The following is a 15137-nucleotide window of genomic DNA, read 5'->3' as shown; positions in this document are numbered from 1 at the left end:
CTAGGAGATATTATACCTACTTTTCTCTATTTTCTTGTCTAGTTTTTGGGTACCATTATATCGCTTTATAATCATAACCGTTATTAATGCTTTGATATTCCGTTTTTATACCGCTACTTATATCGTATCTACTAAGTGCTTCCTGCCAATTGATATTACCTTGTTCATGCCCGCTAAAAGTTGTGACGATGTCGGTTGAGAACTGAGGACCGCCCTTAGAGCCGTAAGATATTTCCGGCGGGAACTGCATCTCGACAAAGGAGTTCATAAAAAGCAGATGTTTTTATTTATTAAGAAGCTTAGTGGACAAGGATTTTAAGTTATCGTAAACCTCTTTACGGTTACCTATTTTAAGTACTAAAATTAATAGTACAGTGTCCTCTCGATCGCTTGATACAAGCAAATTTTCGACATTCGCCTGTACTCACGTACTCTAGTACGGTAGCTTAGCTCGTCTTTAAATTTATCTTGTCTGAAGCTTTCTGAATTTAGCTGTATTTTATGCTCGACTTGATAAATCACCCTATAATCTCCAATTCTTAGCCGGTATAAATTATCTATAGCTGACAATTTACGCCTAAAGGCAGGGGATAAGTTTTTAGAGAATCAAGTTTTTGGATTATAGTTTGTTGTAATTGTTTGGGTAATTTTTTTAACTGTCTTTGAGAGGCTGGAGAAAGCTCAATTTTGTATTCAAAAGACATAGCTTAAAATATTTCTTTTTTAAATTCATCTAAAGAAATAGTACCTTTTTGCTTTGTTTCCTTAATAGCTTCTTCTGCATCTTTTAAGTCTAGTTGATCTTCAATTATTTCTATTAACTTTAAATCTTCAAGCGGTACTACGGCAACAAGGTCTTTACCTCTGCGACTTAAAACTATTCTTTCTTTACCATAGCTAGTTCGGTTTATTATTTCTGAAAAATGTTCTCTAGCACTTGCTGTAGTAATACTACTCATATTAACCTATATTGTTCAATATTACTGTATTGTACAATTCGTACTAACCTTGTGTCAAGTTTAATAATATTATAAATTGCGCTTACTTCTGGATATCTGCCTTGCCATATCGACGGCTATTTGACTACGGCTTTGATTGAATGAGGCAATATCGGGCGTTTGAATATTCATATTAATCCATGTATATAACGTATTCTTATTGATTCCTAACTCTCTAGCTATTTGAGCCGGGGATACCTTAGATTCAATAGCTAATTTAACCGCTGATTCCTTAAATTCTGATGTATAGATTTTTTTGTTTGATACAGACATTTTTTTTCACTTCCTTTGAGTTAAGTTTATTTTAACCTAACTGTCCGGTTTAGTGTATCCACATCAGCCGTTAATAGCCCGATCATAGAGTACGGCTTCAGCTCTTTCGGATGCGTATCTAAGCGCAAGACTGACGCATTTAGTTAAATATTTGTCATCATGAATTAGTTTGTGTAAATGTATAGGAGATCCTACTATTACCTTCTTAGCAGCAAGACCGATATTGCCTATTTCGCATAGCTCTTGCAGAAAAATAACAATATTATCCCGGGAGCCGAATTTATCAATCGTGCTAGCCGATATTTTATTTAAATGTTTATCAAATAATTTGTAATTTTTTGAGCTATAATTTTTAATCACAAAAATACCTCCAATCCCTGTATTATAGAGGTTTTTACCATGGATTACAAATGGAAGAGCTAATTATATGCTAACTTATAGTTATTGCCTTAAATTATTCTATTTATTAAACTGCGTTTGTGTTATGATTCATCTGTAAATTGTAATAATGAATGAGAAATGCAAAAACCTTCTAAAGACGAAACAAAAAATATAGATGAATTAAAAAATACTGCAGCAGAAAATGATGAAGAGTATATAGAAGATGATGAATGGTGGATGAGTTATGATAGTGGAGTACCTGCTGAAGATATTACTGAGCAGCTTTTAAAAGCAAAAGAAGAACTAGCTGCAAGTAAAAGGGGTTACAGTAAACTTGGATAAATAATATACTTACTAAATTGAGTTACCACACTTCTAAAGAGGGGTATTTGTATGGCTAGGGACATTAGAACTCTTATAGATGATTATCATACATGGTTAAAAGATAAAACAGATTGGCAGCAATTAACAAATTGCATAGAGATCACTACTCCCTACCTTGATCGACATAATGATTATATCCAAATTTATCTAAAGCAGGAAAAAGACTATTATATCCTGACTGATGATAGTTATACTCTTGAAGATTTAGAGCAATCAGGATATGCATTGGACTATCCCGCTAGACAAAAATTTTTAGAAACGACACTTAACGGCTTTGGAATAGAGAGGAACGACAACGAATTATTTACCGAAATTAACCATCGGAATTTTGCCTTAAATAAACATAACCTTATCCAAGCAATTTTAGCTATCAATGAAATTCAATAAAAATTAATTTGGATAATCTAAAGTACTTGCTTTACAGACAAGCTTAGTTTTTGGGCAACAAGAGCGTTTAGACTTATTTTTGCTTTAGTCGCTTCAAGTGTAAGAGCTCGATGAATACGCTTATCAATCCGAATATTAAACTGTCCACTGTACCCTTTCCTAGCAGGAGCTAAAGGAATAGGATTATTATGGCTTAAATAACTTTCTTTCATAACTTTCCAGGCTTCTTGTAATTCTTGTAAAGCTTTTTCTGGCGAATATCCAAAAGCTGAAACATTTGGAAGTTCCTCAAAACGAGCTAGCCACTCGTCTTCTTCATCTTTAAAAAGCTCTATTGTAAAGCCATCAAATTCATCAGTTGTTTTCATTTTTACCTTCCTCTTTTACAATACTTAAAAATTGTTGAACCTGATACCCTTTAGCCATTCCATTACGCATCTGAATAGAAAGCCGCATACCTTTTGGAGAATACCAAATTTGATGGCTTCCCCTTTGTCTATCTTTGACCCAACCGCATTGTATCATTAAAGTATGAAGCTCAGAAAAATCTAATCCTGAAGGATTTCGTTCAGCTTTGCTAAAAAGTTTTTTGTGTTGGCTCATATTGTAACTATATATAGTTATACTTAGTGTGTCAATAATGTGTTAGTAGTGTTATATTAATAAATAAAATCATTCTTCAGGAAAAAAAACAAGAGTAAGAGGGTGGTAAGCCCTCTTACTCTCACCCTTTATATGAACTATGAGCATGGAAAATTATAGAAGATAACATTAAAGCATAAATAGTAAGAATTGACAAAGCGTACTTAGGCAAACTTGATAAATCAAAATAAAATTATAAAATTTTTGCTATTAACTGATTAATTCCCTCCGCAAAAATTTTTTTAAACTCCCCCCAACCCCTTTCCTAAAGCCAAACTACCCCCTACCGTAGATTTAAGTCTCAGATCCGGCAAAAAAATAAGAAAAAACGGCAAAAAGTGGCTAAAAAACAACAATATTTGCCTTAATTTGTTAAATTATCCTTAGCCCTCTGCTTTTCCATCAGAGGGCTAAACACCTAGAACCCTAATAACTATAAGGATTTGATTAGGCTTTTAGTTTCGTATGCTCCTTATATGTTCCGGACAACGAATAACGGGGAAAATAAATATTATAATTACTATAGTTTCTTCCTGCTCATACAATTAATCTATAAATATATAAATAACTACTTTCTTATTATTAACTATTTATATAAATAATATCTTTATTATATTTAATAATTAAATATTAAATATTTCTTAATAAAGCTCTTCTAATTTTCTTTCAAAAAATAAAAAATTATAAGTTAATAATAATTAGTATTAATATAGCTAGTAATTAATAATTGTTAGCGATGATTGTTTGCTAATAAAAAATAGCAAATTTATTATTTTATAGTTTTTATAATAAAATATCGTCCCAATATTTAAATTCCCTCACTTTGCCGCATTTTACGTAATTTTTTATCACCGTATTTAAAGTAAGCTGAATAAAACCGCCGTCACACAATTCAAGCAAGCACTGCCTAATACGACGCTGACAAACTCCGAGTAGTTGCTCAAAATAATAATAACTTTCCTGCAATTCATTTAATTCATCATTTGCCCCCTCTAGAATCTTATCATTTTGTAATCGTGAAACTATCAATGATAAAACTTGCCGAGCGGTTTTACTTAAAACTTTACCGTCGCTAGAAGTCAAATTACGCCATTCAGGCGGTATAAAATTACCGACTAAATTATAAAAAATAGTATTATTTACAGTTGTGGAAGTAGGAAAAGGTGTAACTATTTTTTGCATACGCCCTCCCTCTGAAACCCAGTTAAGAAGAGGCTTGGCGAGCTATTACACCGCTCGAAAATTAAGCCGAAAGGCGAATAAAAGGAACATACGGAGTTTTTAGAAAATTTAGAAAAGCCCCAGAAAGCCCTGAAAACCCCAGTAGGAACTGGCGGGAGTGACGGGGCTCGAACCCGCGACCTTCTGCGTGACAGGCAGACGCTCTAACCAACTGAGCTACACCCCCTTCTAATATGAATGGGTAACAGGCGTAATATATATCAATTAACTTCCCCCTGCAAGAGTAAATTTTATTATATCAAATAAAGTTTTGATCTCTTACAAAAATTACTTAGTCATCCCCTAAAGTCAAAGGCGTTGTTGTATGGCTCGAAATCCTTATAAAAAAACACCGTCATTGCGAAGCCACGAAGTGGCTGCGGCAATCCGGACTATCACGAATTACATTCGGGATTTAATTAGAATACTAAACAAGTTTATACTTGATTGCCGCGTCGGCATAAATGCCTCCTCACAATGACGATTCCGGTAGCCATGCAACAACGCCAAAGGTACAGCTAAATTCAGAAAGCTTCAGACAAGATGAATTTAAGGAAGATAAGCTACCGTACTTAAAGTACGTAAGTACAGGCGAATGCCGAAAAATTCGCTTGTATCAAGCGATCGAGATGACGCTGTAGCTACAGCCTAATATCTAAAATCTCAAATAGATTAATTATTTTAAAGTCTAGCTCAATTAAACTAATGCAAGATATGAATTTTTTTGGAGAATCATCTAAAACCACGAAAGCTTAATAGGACGTGACGGGACTCGAACCCTTGACCCTCTGCCAGTTACGCAGAAGGTCTAACCAACAAAGATAGTCACACTTTAATATCTAAGTCCTAGAATGGATCAATTATTTTACAGTCTAGCTATTAGTTGCACCTTAAAAAATTATTATACTTTTTAAAATTCATTAAAAAGGAGATTTTATATTTGTTATTTAAAAAAATTTTTCAAATTAATTTGAACTTGGTACTTCGTTGCTCGTCGTCTCGCTTATTACCTCTAGGCTCTACCCTCGCTGCCTATCACCAAATTCACCTGATTCACCCCTAATAAAATTTAATAATATAAGAGGCATGAAGTGACTAAACCAAATGTAATTAGATTGGCTACCCCATTTGAGCGCATAAAAATATATAATGTTTCACCGGAAATTGCGCTTCGCAGAGCGATTATTACACAAGCAATGATTGATGCAACTAATACTTCACCGAAACGAGAGGCAAAAAAAATAGAATATGAGGCAAAAGAATGGATTTTTGGAGGAAGTGAAGAGTTTCTTTCAACTTGTTCTGAAGCAGAAATTACCCCTTCTTTAGTAGTTAAAGTTACTAAAGAGTTAATTAAATTACATAAGAGTAAATTGAGATTTGGAGATAAAAGGGACGCATCTTTAAAATCAAAATCTACTAAAAATACAAATAAAAATACAAAAAAATTTACTTATTAATATAGCTTATTTCGGTATTTTTATGATAAACTTAAAAGTCAAAATTTTATTTAATAATAAGGACTTGAGTTTAATTTAATTATCTATTAATTATATAGAGGGTATTTAAGCTCTAGCTCCCTATATAATAATAATTATTGTATAATTAGGAAATAGATATTAAATTATATTTATCAACTTTTTTATTACTAAATCATAGAGGTATTTATGAGTATATCAGTTTCGGGGCAACATATTTCTATCGGTAGCGCCTTACAGGAACATTCAAAAGAACGTACTACCCAAATAGTAAAAAAATATTTTGCCGATATAATAAATACAAATATACATTTTTCAAAAGATAATTCCCATTTTACTTGCAATATCGTAGTAAAATACGGCACCGGAAAACATAATATAGTAAAAAGCGGTTTTAGCTGTGACGATATATATTCTGCATTTGATATGTCGCTTGTAAAGCTTGAAAAACAACTTAGAAAATATAAGTCAAAATTTAAAAATCATCATACTGACAAGGTAAAAATTTCTGAAATAGCCTCTGAAGGAACAAAATATATTATTAGTAGCAAGAAACATTCGGAAAATGAAGATGAAGAACTAAATTATAACGATAGCGATAATAATCCTATTATTATTGCTGAAAAATCTTTAGAAATATTAACATTATCGGTAAAAGAAGCAGTAATGAAAATGGATTTAGAAGATCTGCCGGCTGTATTATTTAAAAATAGCAAGAATGATCGTATTAATATAGTTTATTATCGCAAAGACGGTAATATTTCTTGGATAGACTATAATAATTAATTAAATGTCTTTTAATATTATTCCTTATCAAGGGGTTACTCCAGAAATTGATAAAGAAGCTTATATAGCACCTAGCTGCGCTTTAATAGGAGCGGTAAAAGTCGGTAGTAAATCCAGTATTTGGTTTAATACCGTTCTTAGAGGTGATGTTAATTCGATCAAAATCGGCAGTAACACTAACATACAGGACGGTACGGTAATTCATACCTCTCGGTTTAACGGTCCCGTAGAGATAGGAAATAACGTAACAGTCGGTCATCTTGCTCTTATACATGCCTGCACAATTCATAATAATGCATTTATCGGTATGCGATCTACTATAATGGATTATTCTATAATTGAAGAATATGCTTTTATTGCCGCAGGGAGTCTTATTCCTCCAAATAAAATAATTAAATCAAAAGAATTATGGATGGGATCGCCGGCAAAATTCGTTAGGCATTTAACCGATCAAGATTTAGAATATATGAAAGATAACGTAAAAAATTATGTCACTCTTGCCGATACTTACTTAAAATTACAGAAATAATTGCTATATTTTGAGTATTTTGGTGTTGTTGTATGGCTACCAGAATCGTCATTGCGAGCATTGTTGCATGGCTCGAATTTTCGATGTCATTCCCGCGCAGGCGGAAATCCAGAAAAATTACAGTCATCCTGAATTTATTTCAGGATATCTTTAATTGATGCTGAAACAAGTTCAGCATGACAAAGAAGAGTCTGGATTCCCGCCTTTAGCTAGGAATGACATACGGCACTTTTTTTGATCCATGCAACAACACCGGTCAAGCCCATAAGTGTTGAAAGTGAGAAGGGGTTATAATTTTAACTCCGAAAGATATAGTATAAAATATGATTTTCACTACAAAAAAACACTATTTTATAACTTTTTATACTATATTTTTCATCTAATTTAATTGACTACTTCTCACTTTCAACACTTATGCGGTCAAGCAACTAGATGACACCGGATTGCTTTGCAAAAATTCTAGCCATGTAACAACGCCGCAAATGATAGCGCTAAGCCACCTTAAGCTATCATTTTTCCTTATTTCTATCAGTATTAGGATAAGATTTTTTAAAAATCTTATCCTAATACTGGCGTTAATAAGCTCTAACTTTCATCAATAACGATGCCTTACCTAAGGCATGAGTTGAAACCGGGTTTAATAGAAAAACTAAAAAAGCTGCTAAAATTAATTTAAAACAACTGCCGATACTAGATTGCAGACAAGCAAGACCGATTAAACAAAGAGGTACGCCTGTACATTCTATAACACTTGCGGCATGAAGTTTTGTATAAAAATCCGGCAACCGAAAAAGTCCGACGATACCGGAAAATATGGCGAATCCTCCCCCCATTATTAATAATGTACCGATGTAATGTAATACCATTAATATTCTCCTAACGTTTGCGTTATGTAATTTATGACATTGTTGCCCAGATAGGTTAGCTTGTTCTATGTCATTCCCGCGCAGGCATTGGTTGCGTGGATGGTAAAAAGTGCCTAAAATTGTCACCCCGCGGCTTGCTAACTAGGTCCAGAAAAAATAAAAAAGCCTAACTGGATGCCGTGGTCAAGCTCACTACTGTACGAACGTTTAAATAAAGAGGTAAAAATTCTGTCATTCCGTGGCTACGACCACGGAATCCAGCTTATAATATCATAAAAAGATTCTAAAATAAGTCTAATATGGCTTTATTTTCCTGGATGCCGTGATCAAGTCACGGCATGACACAGCCTTTTTTCAACGTTCGTACAGTAGTGGGTCAAGCAACTAGATGACACCATACTTGTAATAACCATAATACAGTAAATTATGAGCCATGCAACAAGACCGCGACCGGAAGGACCGCGGCAATCCAGATATGCTAAACTTATGTCATTCCCGCGAAAGCGGGAATCTAGAAAAAACACTTAAAATAAACAAAATTATATAAAAATTTACTATATAATTCGCTTAAATATTTTCTGGATTCCCGCTTTCGCGGGAATGACATCAAAAATTTGATCCATGCCACACCGCTTACAGCGGCTCGCAATGACGATTCCGGTAACCATGTAATAATGCTCCGCCTGCGCGGGAATGACATAGAAAGTGCTATAACAATCCATATAGCAATGACGAACGGAACCCTATTCTCCTTGTGCAAGCGAAAACCCAGGCTTGCCGTCAAACTCAAATAAATTTTCAACTTTGATAAAGTCGATATTCGCGTTACTTAATGTTTCAAGTAACTTCGCTATAGCTAAATGCTCTAAGACTGCGCCGTCTTTTGCCGTAAAACGACAACACCAATGATCGGAAATAGTCTCAAACCTCACATCTCTAGGCCATAATTTCAAACCTTTAGAGGATATAGTTTTTAGCTCCAAATTACCTAATTCAAGCTTTTCGATTTTTTCCGCTATATCATGAGCAGATGAGACATTAATATTAACAAATATATCGGCACCGACCAGCTTTTTAGTTTCATCAATATTTATTGAATAAGTTATATTATTTTTCGTGCTTATTGCCGATAACGGATATTCAGCTTTAGTAAGCATGCTTGGATATTCTCCTAGCCTCTTCACTACTTCATCGGCAAATTCCTTAGTCCCTACTTTCTTACCGGAAGTTTGCTCGTTATAAATATCTGCCGTATGCACACCGTCCTCGATAGTTTTTTTCCAAGCATTTTCTATTAAATTAGCAACATCACCCTGCCCTATATGTACTAGCATCATTATTGCCGCATTTAAAAGACCCGATGGATTAGCGATATTTTTACCGGCGATATCGGGCGCACTGCCGTGTACCGCCTCAAACATTGCATAATCTTCGCCGATATTTGCTGAACCGGCTAGCCCGACCGAGCCGGAAATTTCAGCCGCAACGTCGGAAATAATATCGCCGTAAAGATTTGAAGTTACTATTACGTCAAATAATTCCGGCTTAGTTGCAAGTCGTGCCGTGCCTATATCGATAATATAATGTTCATGATTAATTTGTGGATATTGCTCTGCTATTTCATCAAAAACTTTGTGAAAAATTCCGTCGGAAAATTTCATGATGTTATCTTTGCTTAAAGCAGTCACTTTTTTACGATTATTTTTTACGGCATATTCAAACGCAAATCTAATAATTTTCTCGCACCCAATGCGGCTAATTAGTTTCAGCGACTCATACATATTATGTGTTTGGCGGTATTCAATACCGGCATATAAATCTTCTTCGTTCTCTCGGATGATTGTTAAATTCAAGTCAGGATGAAGGGTTGTAGTAAATGGATGATAGGAAACGGAAGGACGAATATTAGCATAAAGAGACAAAGCTTTCCTAATCGTAACGTTTAAGCTTTTATATCCTCCGCCTTGCGGGGTAGTAATTGGCGCTTTAAGTAATATATGAGTGCGCTGTAGAGCTTCCCAACTTTCTTCACTTATCCCGGAAGTATAATGTTTTTTATATAATTTTTCACCGACCTCTATCGTCTCTAAACGAATACGAGCCTCTGCCTTTTGTAAGATATAAAGCACTGCCTCCATTATTTCAGGACCTATACCGTCCCCATATGCAACCGTAATCGGTGTAAATTCTTTCATATTATGTACTCTTATGGTTTTAATGGTGTCATACCGTGGTTAAGCTCAGTGTCATGCCGTGGCTACGACCACGGCATCCAGAAAAAAACTTAGTAAAAAGACTGGACCTAGTTAGCAAGCCACGGGGTGACAATTACATGCGATAAAATGAAAGACCAATTTTTGAAAAACGAACGTATATTTAATAATTAACCGTAACATCCTTTAAACGCTCATTTAAAATAAAAGTTACTTCGGCAGTTATATTAAGATTATTCTTGGCATATAAAATTTGAGTACTCGGAATTACTAAGTTCAGATTATGTTTTTCCGCAAGCTCACTAATGATAGTAATAGTCATTTCGTGAATCATACCCATAGCTTCCGCGTGTGCCTGTTCAAGTCTTGTTTTTCTAACCTGAATTTCTTTTTTAGCTTCACTAACTTTTGCGTTAAATTCATTTACTCGTTTTTCAAAATCAGCTTCACTTAGCAATTGACGTTCTTTTATTAACTTCTCTTCCAAAGGTTTAAATTCCGCTTCTTTTGTTGCAATATCTTGTTGAATTTTTTGATTAAACTGCTCAACAATTTTTCGTAAATTTTGTATAGCAATAGAGCCTTCTAAAATAGATTGTATATCAACGACCGCCACTCTAACTTTAAAATTATCTTCTTTATTTTGAATGTTTTCCTGCTTAGCAAAAACAGGCAAACTTATTATTAAGAGGCAAATAAATAATATTCGTTTATAGTATTGCACAATATAATCCCGTAATTTATCAAATAAGAATAAGTAATATATAATAATTTGTCTACTACGAAAAAAATTAATGGTGGATATCTCCTAATGGCCTAGCGTCTTCCAGCCAAGGTGTATATTCCCCATCTGATAAATTATCTGATAAATTCCAATTTTTAAAATCAGCACTAATATCCATAGCCTCATCACTTGAATTATCACTACTTACTTTTTCAGTCGAAACATCATCAGGGTTAAGGAAGCTTCTTAATAATTTATAGGCATATTCTAAATATTCTTTTCCATATTGGTTAACTATAACTACTTTCATTTTCGCTTCTTGTGCAACCATAATATTATCATCATTATCATCAATTAAAACCATATTTTGAAATTTATCTATTTTAAAATGTTTCTTTACTTCTTCTATTTGCTTTTGTCTACTGCCACCGGAATCACCTAAAACCACAAATATTTTACTTTTATCTCCAGCGGATAGCTCTAGTTGCTCTACTAAATATTCAATTGCTACATGAAAAATATTATGAGTTACTAAAGCAATTTTATAACCTGCTTCAAATATTTTGCTCATTAGCTCTTCTGTCTCTTTTTTATTTTTCCAGCCCACTATAGGATTAGCAAGAAATTTCTGCATATATCCTCTAATTTCATTTTCTCGCCCTTTCTCTGCAACATTACCGTATTTCCGAAATAACTTATTTCCTACATCGTTGTGGGAATTCCCATTAACTAATGTACCATCAACATCAAAACAAAATACCACATCATCATCTCTAACTATATCTTGTTCAATAACCATTAATTCACTGGTTGCTCTTAATTCTGTTTTTCCTTTTCCCATAAATCTCCCTTAAAGTTGAATTGTAAAACTTGCTATAGTCTTATTTTTTAATTGAATTAATTAGTTTTTCAAGAACTTTATTCCAATTGGCAGCATTTTATGTTATCATGCGTGTAATTATAACTAATTTATGAGAATTTTAAAGATGCCCGCTATTCGTAATATTGCCATTATTGCTCACGTTGATCACGGAAAAACTATGCTTGTTGATAATATGCTTAAACAAAGCGGTACGTTTAGAGCGAATCAAGCAGTAGCCGAGCGAGCAATGGATTCCAATGATTTAGAACGTGAACGCGGTATTACCATCCTTGCCAAATGCACCTCGGTTATGTGGCAAGATATTTGCATCAATATTGTCGATACGCCCGGGCATGCCGATTTTGGCGGCGAAGTAGAGCGCATACTTAGCATGGTAGACGGCGTTGTGTTGCTTGTCGATTCGTCGGAAGGACCTATGCCGCAAACAAAATTTGTATTATCCAAAGCTTTAAAGCTGGGTCTAAAACCGATTGTGGTTATTAATAAGGTTGACCGCCCTGACCGAAGAGTTAAGGAAGTCGTCGATGAAATATTAGAATTATTTATGGCTCTTGAAGCCAATGACGAGCAACTTGATTTTCCGATCGTCTATGCATCGGGTCGTGCCGGTTGGGCATCTCTTAATTTAGAAGAGCAGCCAGATAACCTTTCGGCTCTTTTTGACCTTATCGTTAAACATGTACCGCAGCCGATTGCAGACACGGAAGCGCCGTTTTCTATGCTTATTACTACCAGAGAATATAATCCTTATTTCGGTAGGGTGTTAACGGGCAGAGTATATAGCGGCATCATCAAGGTAAATCAAAACGTTAAGGTATTAAATCGTGAAAATAACACCTTAGAAAACGGTCGTATAAGTAAAATACTCGCATTTCGCGGACTAGAGAGAGTTTCGATAGATTCCGCAGAAGCCGGCGATATCATAGCCATTGCCGGTATTGAAAATGCTACCGTTGCCGATACCGTTTGCGCTCCCGAAATATTAGCGGCTCTACCGTCAATCCCGATCGATCCACCGACTTTATCGATGACTTTCAGCATTAACGACTCCCCGCTAGCGGGCCGGGAAGGCTCAAAAGTTACGTCAAGGTTAATAGGTGATAGGTTAACGCGGGAACTTGAAAGTAACGTAGCACTTCGTGTTACCGAAACTGCTGAGAAAAACGCATTTCAAGTTGCCGGACGCGGAGAGTTACAGCTTGGCATATTAATTGAAACTATGCGCAGGGAAGGATTCGAGCTATCAATTAGTAGACCGGAAGTATTATTTCAAACCGATAAGGACGGTAAAAAACAAGAACCTATGGAAGAAATCCAGGTGGACGTTGATGATGATTTTGTCGGTGTAGTGGTTAAATCCTTAGCATCTAGAAAGGCGGAAATGATTGATATGCGCCCTTCCGGCGGCGGTAAAAGTAGAGTTACCTTCCTTGGTCCCTCTAGGGGCCTAATCGGCTATCATAGTCAGTTTTTAACCGAAACACGCGGCACCGGGATTATGAACCGTATTTTCCACGGTTATGCACCCTACAAAGGTCCTATAGAAGGAAGACGTAACGGCGTATTGATTTCTAACGGCGACGGTCAGTCGGTAGCATATGCTTTATGGAATCTTGAAGAACGCGGAAAAATGTTTATAAATCCCGGGGAATCGGTATATAGAGGGATGATTATCGGCGAACATAATCGCGATAACGATTTAGAAGTAAATCCTCTGAAAGCAAAACAATTAAGCAACGTCCGAGCTTCCGGCAAAGACGAAGCAATGAGATTAACGCCGCCGGTAATTTTAACTTTAGAGCAAGCAATCAGTTATATCGAAAATGATGAAAGGGTAGAAGTAACGCCAAAATCCATCCGCCTACGGAAAGCTTTCCTTGATCCGAATGACCGAAAAAGAGCCGGAAAGTAGGGGGAAGATAATTATCTATAAATATTACCGTTATCCTAAACCGGCGTACTAATATTCCGTTAGCAGGCTAAGAAGGTAATGCAAAGATACTACTTCAACTTGAGGAGTTAAGTAATATCTATCATTACCGGGATATATAATATAAGCTTTATTAGGCTTTATGTCTAGTAAAGCATTATACAACCCCTTGGACATGGAAGGAGTAAGAGATCTTTTAATCTCAATAGCTATCAGGTTATTTGCTGCTGATTCAAGTATTAAATCTACCTCGGCACCGGCAGCAGTTCTATAAAACCAACTACTCATTTTATTATTAACAATGGATAATATATTTTCTATTACAAACCCTTCAAAGCTTCCTCCAAGTACATAATGTCCTAGTAGCTCCTCATATGATTTGATGTTTAATAGCGCATGTGTTACGCCGCTATCTCTAATATATAATTTTGGAGCTTTGACTAATCGTTTTTTTACATTACTTGACCACGGACGAAGTAATCTTACAAGAAATAAATCTTCAAATAAATCTATATACCTTATTATAGTTGTTACTGATATCCCAAGTCCTGCAGATATTTTAGTTGCATTTAGCAAATCGCCTTGACTATGCGCAAATATAGTCAATGCTCTACGTAAAATCTCAGCAGATATATTATAGCCAAGTTGAGGTATTTCACGTTCTAAATAAGTCATAATAAAAGATTGTCGCCAGTTCATACTGACACTATCTGAAGGGCTAAGAAAACTATCAGGAAAGCTACCTCTAAGCCATAGTAAGTTGTCATTATCATAACCGGCTTTCCTAATTTCTTGAACAGTAAAACCACTTAACTGCGTATAAATTATACGTCCTGCTAATGATTCAGAAGAGTGTTTTAGCAGTTCTTTAGAGGCAGAACCAAGAAGCAAAAATTGCTTAACTTTTTGTCCTTTTTGGCGTCTTTCATCAATGATACTACGCAAAAGCTGAAAAAGCTTAGGCATTCTTTGGATTTCGTCAATAATAATCAATTGGTTAGAATGTGTCTGAAAATAAAGCTCCGGATCAGATAATTTAACAAGGTCAGAAGGTCTTTCTAAATCTAAGTATAAAGGCGGTGGCGATATATGCTGCGCTATTTCTCTTGCCATTGTAGTTTTTCCTACTTGTCTTGGTCCTAAAATAGCCACTGCAGGAAATTCATTTAAAAGGGATGCAACATTATTTGTTAAAGAACGTTCTATCATCTTTATCCTAGTAAATTTAATAGTAAATGTTAAATTTACTAGGATAAAGCTAAAATGTCAAGCCTGTTTAGTAGATAAATCTTACTGGATTAAAGAAGTTGGATTTGTATTTGGATAGCGTGCAGGGCGTTGTTGCATGGCTACCAGAATCGTCATGGCGAAGCCACGGCATGACACCGGTTTGCTTTGCAAAAATTCGAGCCATGCAACAATGCCCAATGCCTTCATAAGGA

Annotated in this window: 24 protein-coding genes, 1 tRNA gene and 1 pseudogene; 9 read left to right on the top strand and 17 right to left on the bottom strand. The window is 35.1% G+C overall.

Going from position 1 to position 15137, the window contains the following annotated elements:
• Positions 1-55 precede the first annotated feature (55 nt).
• From AAHM91_RS03775 to AAHM91_RS03755, 5 genes are all read right to left on the bottom strand, one after another.
• On the bottom strand, positions 56-250 hold the full coding sequence (locus AAHM91_RS03775; protein WP_342269927.1) for a DUF2460 domain-containing protein: 195 nt from the start codon (positions 248-250) through the stop codon (positions 56-58).
• 113 nt (positions 251-363) lie between these two features.
• Complete coding sequence (locus AAHM91_RS03770; protein ID WP_342269926.1) at positions 364-570, bottom strand: palindromic element RPE3 domain-containing protein; 207 nt, start codon at positions 568-570, stop codon at positions 364-366.
• Positions 571-707: 137 nt separating this feature from the next.
• On the bottom strand, positions 708-959 hold the full coding sequence (locus AAHM91_RS03765) for a type II toxin-antitoxin system Phd/YefM family antitoxin (protein ID WP_342269925.1): 252 nt from the start codon (positions 957-959) through the stop codon (positions 708-710).
• A 69-nt stretch (positions 960-1028) separates the two neighbouring features.
• Positions 1029-1271, bottom strand: coding sequence for a transposase (locus AAHM91_RS03760; RefSeq protein WP_342269924.1), 243 nt, complete (start codon positions 1269-1271; stop codon positions 1029-1031).
• A 63-nt stretch (positions 1272-1334) separates the two neighbouring features.
• On the bottom strand, positions 1335-1631 hold the full coding sequence (locus tag AAHM91_RS03755; protein WP_342269923.1) for a hypothetical protein: 297 nt from the start codon (positions 1629-1631) through the stop codon (positions 1335-1337).
• A gap of 159 nt (positions 1632-1790) precedes the next feature.
• On the opposite strand from AAHM91_RS03755, the gene AAHM91_RS03750 reads away from it, so the two are divergent.
• Together AAHM91_RS03750 and AAHM91_RS03745 are read left to right on the top strand one after the other, a co-directional pair.
• Positions 1791-1994 carry a hypothetical protein gene (locus AAHM91_RS03750; protein WP_253307670.1) on the top strand — a complete coding sequence of 68 codons (204 nt, stop codon included), beginning with the start codon at positions 1791-1793 and terminating at the stop codon, positions 1992-1994.
• Between the two features lie 51 nt (positions 1995-2045).
• Entirely contained in the window at positions 2046-2423 is a 378-nt protein-coding gene (locus tag AAHM91_RS03745; protein WP_253307671.1) for a DUF1828 domain-containing protein, read from the top strand.
• Between the two features lie 17 nt (positions 2424-2440).
• On the opposite strand, the gene AAHM91_RS03740 is transcribed toward AAHM91_RS03745, so the two are convergent.
• From AAHM91_RS03740 to AAHM91_RS03725, 4 genes are all read right to left on the bottom strand, one after another.
• On the bottom strand, positions 2441-2791 hold the full coding sequence (locus tag AAHM91_RS03740) for a toxin-antitoxin system HicB family antitoxin (RefSeq protein WP_253307672.1): 351 nt from the start codon (positions 2789-2791) through the stop codon (positions 2441-2443).
• On the bottom strand, positions 2778-3026 hold the full coding sequence (locus AAHM91_RS03735) for a type II toxin-antitoxin system HicA family toxin (RefSeq protein WP_253307673.1): 249 nt from the start codon (positions 3024-3026) through the stop codon (positions 2778-2780). Before AAHM91_RS03735 ends, AAHM91_RS03740 begins: the two co-directional genes overlap by 14 nt.
• An 822-nt stretch (positions 3027-3848) precedes the next feature.
• Positions 3849-4247, bottom strand: coding sequence for a hypothetical protein (locus AAHM91_RS03730; RefSeq protein ID WP_342269922.1), 399 nt, complete (start codon positions 4245-4247; stop codon positions 3849-3851).
• Between the two features lie 149 nt (positions 4248-4396).
• A tRNA-Asp gene (locus AAHM91_RS03725) sits at positions 4397-4473 on the bottom strand.
• A gap of 138 nt (positions 4474-4611) precedes the next feature.
• On the opposite strand from AAHM91_RS03725, the gene AAHM91_RS03720 reads away from it, so the two are divergent.
• The 6 genes and pseudogenes from AAHM91_RS03720 to AAHM91_RS03695 all read left to right on the top strand — a co-directional run bounded on the left by AAHM91_RS03720 (position 4612) and on the right by AAHM91_RS03695 (position 7233).
• Entirely contained in the window at positions 4612-4767 is a 156-nt protein-coding gene (locus AAHM91_RS03720; RefSeq protein WP_342269921.1) for a hypothetical protein, read from the top strand.
• Positions 4768-4798: 31 nt separating this feature from the next.
• A pseudogene (locus AAHM91_RS03715) lies at positions 4799-4929 on the top strand (palindromic element RPE3 domain-containing protein); the annotation flags it as partial.
• A gap of 448 nt (positions 4930-5377) precedes the next feature.
• On the top strand, positions 5378-5746 hold the full coding sequence (locus AAHM91_RS03710) for a hypothetical protein (protein ID WP_342269920.1): 369 nt from the start codon (positions 5378-5380) through the stop codon (positions 5744-5746).
• 207 nt (positions 5747-5953) lie between these two features.
• Positions 5954-6550: a ribosome hibernation-promoting factor, HPF/YfiA family gene (gene hpf, locus AAHM91_RS03705; protein ID WP_253307680.1), complete on the top strand. Its 597-nt coding sequence runs from the start codon at positions 5954-5956 to the stop codon at positions 6548-6550.
• Between the two features lie 4 nt (positions 6551-6554).
• Positions 6555-7079: a gamma carbonic anhydrase family protein gene (locus AAHM91_RS03700; protein ID WP_342269919.1), complete on the top strand. Its 525-nt coding sequence runs from the start codon at positions 6555-6557 to the stop codon at positions 7077-7079.
• Positions 7080-7107: 28 nt separating this feature from the next.
• Positions 7108-7233 carry a hypothetical protein gene (locus AAHM91_RS03695; RefSeq protein ID WP_342269918.1) on the top strand — a complete coding sequence of 42 codons (126 nt, stop codon included), beginning with the start codon at positions 7108-7110 and terminating at the stop codon, positions 7231-7233.
• 421 nt (positions 7234-7654) lie between these two features.
• Here the strand turns inward: AAHM91_RS03695 and AAHM91_RS03690 are convergent, their stop codons facing one another.
• The 6 genes from AAHM91_RS03690 to AAHM91_RS03665 all read right to left on the bottom strand — a co-directional run bounded on the left by AAHM91_RS03690 (position 7655) and on the right by AAHM91_RS03665 (position 11723).
• Positions 7655-7945, bottom strand: coding sequence for a Na+/H+ antiporter subunit G (locus AAHM91_RS03690; protein WP_342270724.1), 291 nt, complete (start codon positions 7943-7945; stop codon positions 7655-7657).
• A gap of 326 nt (positions 7946-8271) precedes the next feature.
• A complete protein-coding gene (locus tag AAHM91_RS03685; protein ID WP_342269917.1) occupies positions 8272-8469 on the bottom strand; it encodes a hypothetical protein in 198 nt (65 codons plus the stop codon).
• 30 nt (positions 8470-8499) lie between these two features.
• A complete protein-coding gene (locus AAHM91_RS03680) occupies positions 8500-8667 on the bottom strand; it encodes a hypothetical protein (protein ID WP_342269916.1) in 168 nt (55 codons plus the stop codon).
• Between the two features lie 21 nt (positions 8668-8688).
• Positions 8689-10140 carry an NADP-dependent isocitrate dehydrogenase gene (locus AAHM91_RS03675; protein WP_342269915.1) on the bottom strand — a complete coding sequence of 484 codons (1452 nt, stop codon included), beginning with the start codon at positions 10138-10140 and terminating at the stop codon, positions 8689-8691.
• Between the two features lie 181 nt (positions 10141-10321).
• Complete coding sequence (locus AAHM91_RS03670; RefSeq protein WP_410525894.1) at positions 10322-10855, bottom strand: OmpH family outer membrane protein; 534 nt, start codon at positions 10853-10855, stop codon at positions 10322-10324.
• Between the two features lie 94 nt (positions 10856-10949).
• Positions 10950-11723, bottom strand: coding sequence for an HAD family hydrolase (locus AAHM91_RS03665; protein ID WP_342269914.1), 774 nt, complete (start codon positions 11721-11723; stop codon positions 10950-10952).
• Between the two features lie 145 nt (positions 11724-11868).
• Between AAHM91_RS03665 and typA the strand changes: the two genes are divergently transcribed.
• Positions 11869-13677, top strand: a complete 1809-nt coding sequence (gene typA / locus AAHM91_RS03660; protein WP_342270723.1) for a translational GTPase TypA — start codon at positions 11869-11871, stop codon at positions 13675-13677.
• 48 nt (positions 13678-13725) lie between these two features.
• Here the strand turns inward: typA and AAHM91_RS03655 are convergent, their stop codons facing one another.
• Positions 13726-14904 (bottom strand): ATP-binding protein, encoded by a 1179-nt coding sequence (locus tag AAHM91_RS03655; RefSeq protein ID WP_342269913.1) that lies wholly within the window; start codon positions 14902-14904, stop codon positions 13726-13728.
• Positions 14905-14971: 67 nt separating this feature from the next.
• Positions 14972-15109 carry a hypothetical protein gene (locus AAHM91_RS03650; protein ID WP_342269912.1) on the bottom strand — a complete coding sequence of 46 codons (138 nt, stop codon included), beginning with the start codon at positions 15107-15109 and terminating at the stop codon, positions 14972-14974.
• Between the last annotated feature and the right edge of the window lie 28 nt (positions 15110-15137).

This window comes from Rickettsia endosymbiont of Orchestes rusci, assembly GCF_964030945.1.
Taxonomy (GTDB): Bacteria; Pseudomonadota; Alphaproteobacteria; order Rickettsiales; family Rickettsiaceae; genus Rickettsia.
Note: the sequence above shows the minus strand (reverse complement) of the source record. Positions and strands in the feature narration are given on the sequence as shown.